The organism is Microvirga tunisiensis (assembly GCF_009296175.1).
Classification (GTDB): Bacteria; Pseudomonadota; Alphaproteobacteria; order Rhizobiales; family Beijerinckiaceae; genus Microvirga; species Microvirga tunisiensis.
In genome coordinates, this window is record NZ_VOSK01000407.1 from 1 (window position 1) to 4,886 (window position 4,886).

At 61.0% G+C, this 4,886-nt stretch carries 4 protein-coding genes; 3 read left to right on the top strand and 1 reads right to left on the bottom strand.

Annotation, left to right across the window (positions count from 1 at the left end; translation table 11 throughout):
- Positions 1-122: 122 nt before the first annotated feature.
- Positions 123-524: a hypothetical protein gene (locus FS320_RS37900; RefSeq protein ID WP_192926392.1), complete on the bottom strand. Its 402-nt coding sequence runs from the start codon at positions 522-524 to the stop codon at positions 123-125.
- On the opposite strand from FS320_RS37900, the gene FS320_RS37905 reads away from it, so the two are divergent.
- The 3 genes from FS320_RS37905 to FS320_RS47130 all read left to right on the top strand — a co-directional run bounded on the left by FS320_RS37905 (position 523) and on the right by FS320_RS47130 (position 4,633).
- Complete coding sequence (locus FS320_RS37905) at positions 523-2,418, top strand: AAA family ATPase (protein WP_162003504.1); 1,896 nt, start codon at positions 523-525, stop codon at positions 2,416-2,418. The genes FS320_RS37900 and FS320_RS37905 overlap by 2 nt on opposite strands.
- Before the next feature lie 194 nt (positions 2,419-2,612).
- Positions 2,613-3,845, top strand: a complete 1,233-nt coding sequence (locus FS320_RS47125) for an OLD family protein (RefSeq protein ID WP_202882944.1) — start codon at positions 2,613-2,615, stop codon at positions 3,843-3,845.
- Positions 3,809-4,633 (top strand): OLD family protein, encoded by an 825-nt coding sequence (locus FS320_RS47130; protein ID WP_202882945.1) that lies wholly within the window; start codon positions 3,809-3,811, stop codon positions 4,631-4,633. Before FS320_RS47125 ends, FS320_RS47130 begins: the two co-directional genes overlap by 37 nt.
- Positions 4,634-4,886 lie beyond the last annotated feature (253 nt).

Below are 4,886 nucleotides of genomic sequence, written 5' to 3' on the forward strand. Positions count from 1 at the left end.
CGGCGCACGCATCACCTGGATGTTCACGACCGAAAAGGCCCGGGCCAAAATGAGCCGCGCCTATCCTAAACTCGCCCCTCTCGAGCCACTCGCCAAAGGGTCATAATCACTGTGCCGAGGATCTAGGGGATCCGTCTGGTGAGGTCGGCGACGATGACAAGCCTTCGCCTTCTGCCCCGGACCGGCGGGACCGACGGATCCACAAGCTCGAACAGGAGAACGCCGCACTCCGAGCGGAGGTGGCTGGCCTTCGCGAGCGGCTCAGCCGCTTGCGTCACATCGAGGCACATATGACCGAGACAGGTCGACGGATCGCCCCCCTCAACCCGTCCCTCGGTGAGACTGGGGAATGACCGTCCCTCGGAGCCGACCTGCGGACAGCAGGCCGCCGCGCGCAGAGTAGGTGAAGGGGTCGCGCGCCAGCGCGACGCTTGCGCCAGCCCCTTCGCCGGATCGAGCACGGTGGCATGTTGGGAGCGGGTCGGCGGGGCAGGCAAAGCACGTGCCATGGAGAAGGGTGCCATGACCTGCGTAGGGCAAGAACATGGGATGACGGGCCTTGTGCGCCATCTTGCGGAGGATCAAGCCTTCGCCGGGATCGGGTACGCTAAGGCGGCGAGGCTCGTTGAAGCGTTCGGGGCCGATCTCCCGCGGCTGTTGTCCGAAGGTGACCCAACCCCCTTCGTCCCGATTGTTGGAGTTGCCACTGCCGCGACCCTTATTGAAGCGTGGCGCGAAAGCCAAGCCCGCAATGACATCATGGTCTGGTTGGACGAAAACGGGTTGGACTCCCGCCTGGCCAGCAGGATCCTGCGCCTTTGGGGTGCCGATAGCGCCAGACGGATTCGGAAGCATCCCTACGCCCTCATGGCGCTCGCCGACTGGCACGCCGTCGATGCCACTGCGCAACGGCTCGGTGTCGCGCTGGACGATCCCGCCCGGCAGGTCGCCGCCGTGGAGGCGGTGCTGTACGAGCGCCTCCAACGACAGCACACGTGGACCATTGCTCGGGAGGTGGAAATCCGGGTCGGAAAGCTCCTCAGGATGCCCCAAGAGGCCGCCCGGCGGGCCGTGGCACTCGCGGAGCAGGTCGGGGCCGCCCTCCCGCTGAGAGGAGGATTCCAGCCTGCGGGTGCGGCCATGATGGAGCAGTACGTTACGGAGCGGATTCTGGATATGCTCGAAGGCCCCGCGACGGACGACCTGATCGCTCGAGAGGTGGGCAACACGGAATTGGAAACGTGGCTTGACGGCACCCGAGGGGCCATCGGGGTCGATCTCAACGAGGAGCAGCGCGCAGCGGTGCGGTTGGCGGTGCAGAGCCGCTTCGGGCTGGTGTTGGGCGGAGCAGGTGTTGGAAAGACTACCGTTCTGCGGGCAGTCTGCGCAGCGTGCGAGAGCTTTGGGCGTGTGGTTCACCTGATGGCGCTGGCCGGTCGTGCTGCGGTGCGGATGCGGGAGGCGACAGGCCGACCGTCATCCACGATCGCAGCCTTCCTCAAGGCCTGCGAAACAGACAAGGTGACCCTCGGGCCCGAAAGCCTCGTCGTGATCGACGAAAGCTCCATGGTCGATCTGCCCAACCTTTACAGGCTCTTGCGCCATCTCCCGGACGGCTGCCGCTTGCTCCTGGTCGGTGATGAGGCTCAACTTGGCCCCATCGGCTTTGGTCTTACGCTTCATGCCTTTACCGAGATCCACGCGATCCCGAAGGTGAGGCTGACACGCATCTACCGGCATTCAGAGGCTTCGGGAATCCCAATTGTAGCGGCGTCGGTGCGCAACGGCGTCCTGCCCTCGATCCCCTCCAGGATCGACGCTGGAGACGGTGTCATTCTTGTGCCAACCGTGAAAGCCCCGACCGCCGACGACGTAGTCGATATCGTGGCAACCCTCGGCGGCTTCACAGACGACCTCCGCATTCTCTCGCCCGTGAAGGCAGGGGACTCAGGCACCTTGGCACTGAACGCCAGCTTTCACGCAATCATGAGTCCTGGAAGATCGAGGTTCCCAGGTAGGGCCTTCGCCCTTGGTGAGCCGGTGATCTATGGGAAGAACGACTATCGGCGGGACTTGCGCAACGGCAGCCTCGGCACGGTGGTCGGTGTCGATCGCGGCGTGCTAACTGTGGACTTCGATGGTGGATTCCATGAGTTTGCTGGACCGGCCCTGGACGAACTGGCGCTCGCTTACGCCATCACAGTCCACAAGGCGCAGGGCAGCCAGTTTCGGAACATCGTAATGCCTGTGGTGCCTACGAGGATTCTGGACCGCTCGTTGATCTACACGGCCCTGACCCGCGCCTCCGAACGGGTCGTGCTTGTGGGCCAGCGAGACATCCTGGAAAACGCAGTCATCGCCATGTCGGCCGCCGGGCAGCGCGAGACCGGGTTCACGCTACTCTCCCGATCTGTATGAGACTTGCGGTCACGAGACGTTCGCGGATGTGGGTCTGGTGGCGTAAGGCAGTGGAAAAACGAACTACGATGAATTGAAGCCTTTACATCGCGCCAATTCATGATTTGTTCTAGGAAAAGCATCCATCGACCAGTGCTGACAAGTGCTGAGCGCACTGTTTGCCAGAGTTAGAAGTCGAGCCATTCGGGGGCACAATGAAGCTTATCGGGTTTCGCGTTCAGAACTTCCGTTCTATTGCCGACAGCGGTTTCATCAAGTTGGGTGACCTGACTTCACTGGTCGGGCGCAATGAGAGTGGCAAATCCAATCTTCTCCTGGCCCTGCACAGCCTCAATCCTCCAGACGGCCGGAAAGTGCTGTCCCCCATCAAGGACTTTCCACGCGACCGCCGTCTGGATGACTGCACCGACGAGACAGAGGTGGTCTCTTCGAGCTGGGAGCTGACCGAGACGGAAACGCAAACGCTCACGGAGCTTCTCGGGGAAGCCAGCCATGTCACCGAGGTGGTCGTGGGACGCCGCTACGGCAAAACCAATCTCTGGATCAGTCTGCCAGGCGCGAGGGCGCCCGTGGTCGCGGACAAGGATGTGAAGGCAGGCTTCCGCAAGCTCGACCCGGTCATCACCGCCGAGGTTGACCGCGTCCCGGAGGACAAGAGTGGCCCGTCCGCTACCGCTTGGGAGGAGTTGAAGAAAGCAGGGGAGGATGTGTCCAACGTAAAAGCCTGGGCAGCGCGTGTCGAAGCAAAAGCAAAGACATTCCGCTCAGCCCTCGGACAGGCTGGTGTCATTCTTACGGACGCCGCAGACGAGCTTTTGGCAGGATTGGAAGAGAAGGCAGCCGCAGTCACGGGCTATGATAAGGCTTGCCAGAAGGCTAGGGACACAGTTGCTGGCTGGCTACCTCTGTTCGTTTACGTCGCTGACTTCCCGGAACTCAAGGGGCATCAGGACATCGGTAGATTCATGCAGCGCCGGTCGGAAGGACAACCATTGACCGAGGCTGAGGAGAACTTCGAAAAACTCGCCAAGGTGGCCGACTTCAGCGCCGAGAAACTCAACGCGCTCTGGCAGGCGGGCGACCACGAGACGCGCAACCAGTTGCTCAACCGGGCGGGGGCGCTTGTTTCGAAGGAAATCCGCCGCCTCTGGAAGGACCGTTCGCTCAAGGTACGCTTCAACATCGACGGTGCCCACCTTGACACCTTGATCTCGGATCCGAACTCAACCTACGACGTTGAGGTCAACCTAGACGATCGCAGCCGCGGGTTCCGCTGGTTCTTTTGGTTCTACATCTCCTTCGCCGCTGACACGGACGGTGGCCAAGCCCAGGGGGCGTCCTGCTTGATGAGCCTGGGCTCTACCTCCATGCCAAGTCGCAAGAGGACCTGTTGCGGCACTTCCGCCAAGACTTCGAGAATCAGATAATCTACACGACCCATTTGCCTTTCATGATCCCGGCTGACGACCTCAGCGTCGTCAGGACTGTCAACATCACGCAAGAGGCCGGGACGACGGTAACCAACGACCCGACCGGCGATTTGCGGACCTTGTTCCCCCTTCAGGCCGCCTTGGGCTACCACGTTTCCCAGACGCTGTTCATCGGCCCCGCGAACCTGCTGGTGGAAGGCATCACCGATTTCTGGATTCTGTCCTCAGTCAGCAACTATCTTCGTTCGCTCGGAAAGGTTGGGTTGCCGGAAGACATGGTCATCACCCCCGCAGGAGGGGCGGGGAAGGTGTCTTATATGGTCGCTCTGCTTTCATCGCAGCAGTTGGGTGTCCTTGTACTGCTCGACGACGAGAGGGCAGGCCGTGAGGCTCAAAAGGAGTTAGTCACTAGCCGGTTGGTGCGCGACAGTGCGGTAATTTTCGTTTCCGATGCCTTCGCCCATCCGCGGGAGGCCGATATCGAGGACTTGGTTGATCCCGCAGTCTACGAGGAACTCGTGCGGCACACGTACCGCAAGGAGCTGAAAGGCAAGAATCTGAATTTGAACACCAACATCCCTCGGATCGTGAAGCGTTTCGAAATAGCGTTCGCTGACACTGGTCTTGAGTTCAATAAAACTCGGCCTGCCCGAGAATTTCTTGCACGAATGGCAACGGACCCAGAGAGGATGCTGCATGCCGCAGGTTTGCAGACTTTCGAAACACTGTTCAAAGCGATTGTTGCGCGCTATGCCAAGGCGAGGCCACCATTGGCGGCCGAATGAGCCTGGCCGCATCTTTGGTTTGGACTCTTGCGGAGGCGACAAAGTAGTTTGCTGTGAAGGCTGAAACGATAACGGGAACAGTGCACTAACACACACAGACGCGCTTCTGTGCCGCACACAGCCGTTCTAGTTCCTCTGCACTGAGGATTTGACGAGTTGAGGCGGGCGTAGGAGGGGCAGGCGTTCGGGCTCAACCAGGACTTCGATGCTACGGGCCAAGCCCGGCTGGCGTCGGATCAGGCCCATCCGTTCC

Bases quoted from the DNA above. Each gene is read 5' to 3' on its own strand.
- FS320_RS47125 (WP_202882944.1), top strand. From the start codon at position 2,613: ATGAAGCTTATCGGGTTTCGCGTTCAGAACTTCCGTTCTATTGCCGAC.
- FS320_RS37900 (WP_192926392.1), bottom strand. From the start codon at position 524: ATGGCACCCTTCTCCATGGCACGTGCTTTGCCTGCCCCGCCGACCCGC.
- FS320_RS37905 (WP_162003504.1), top strand. From the start codon at position 523: ATGACCTGCGTAGGGCAAGAACATGGGATGACGGGCCTTGTGCGCCAT.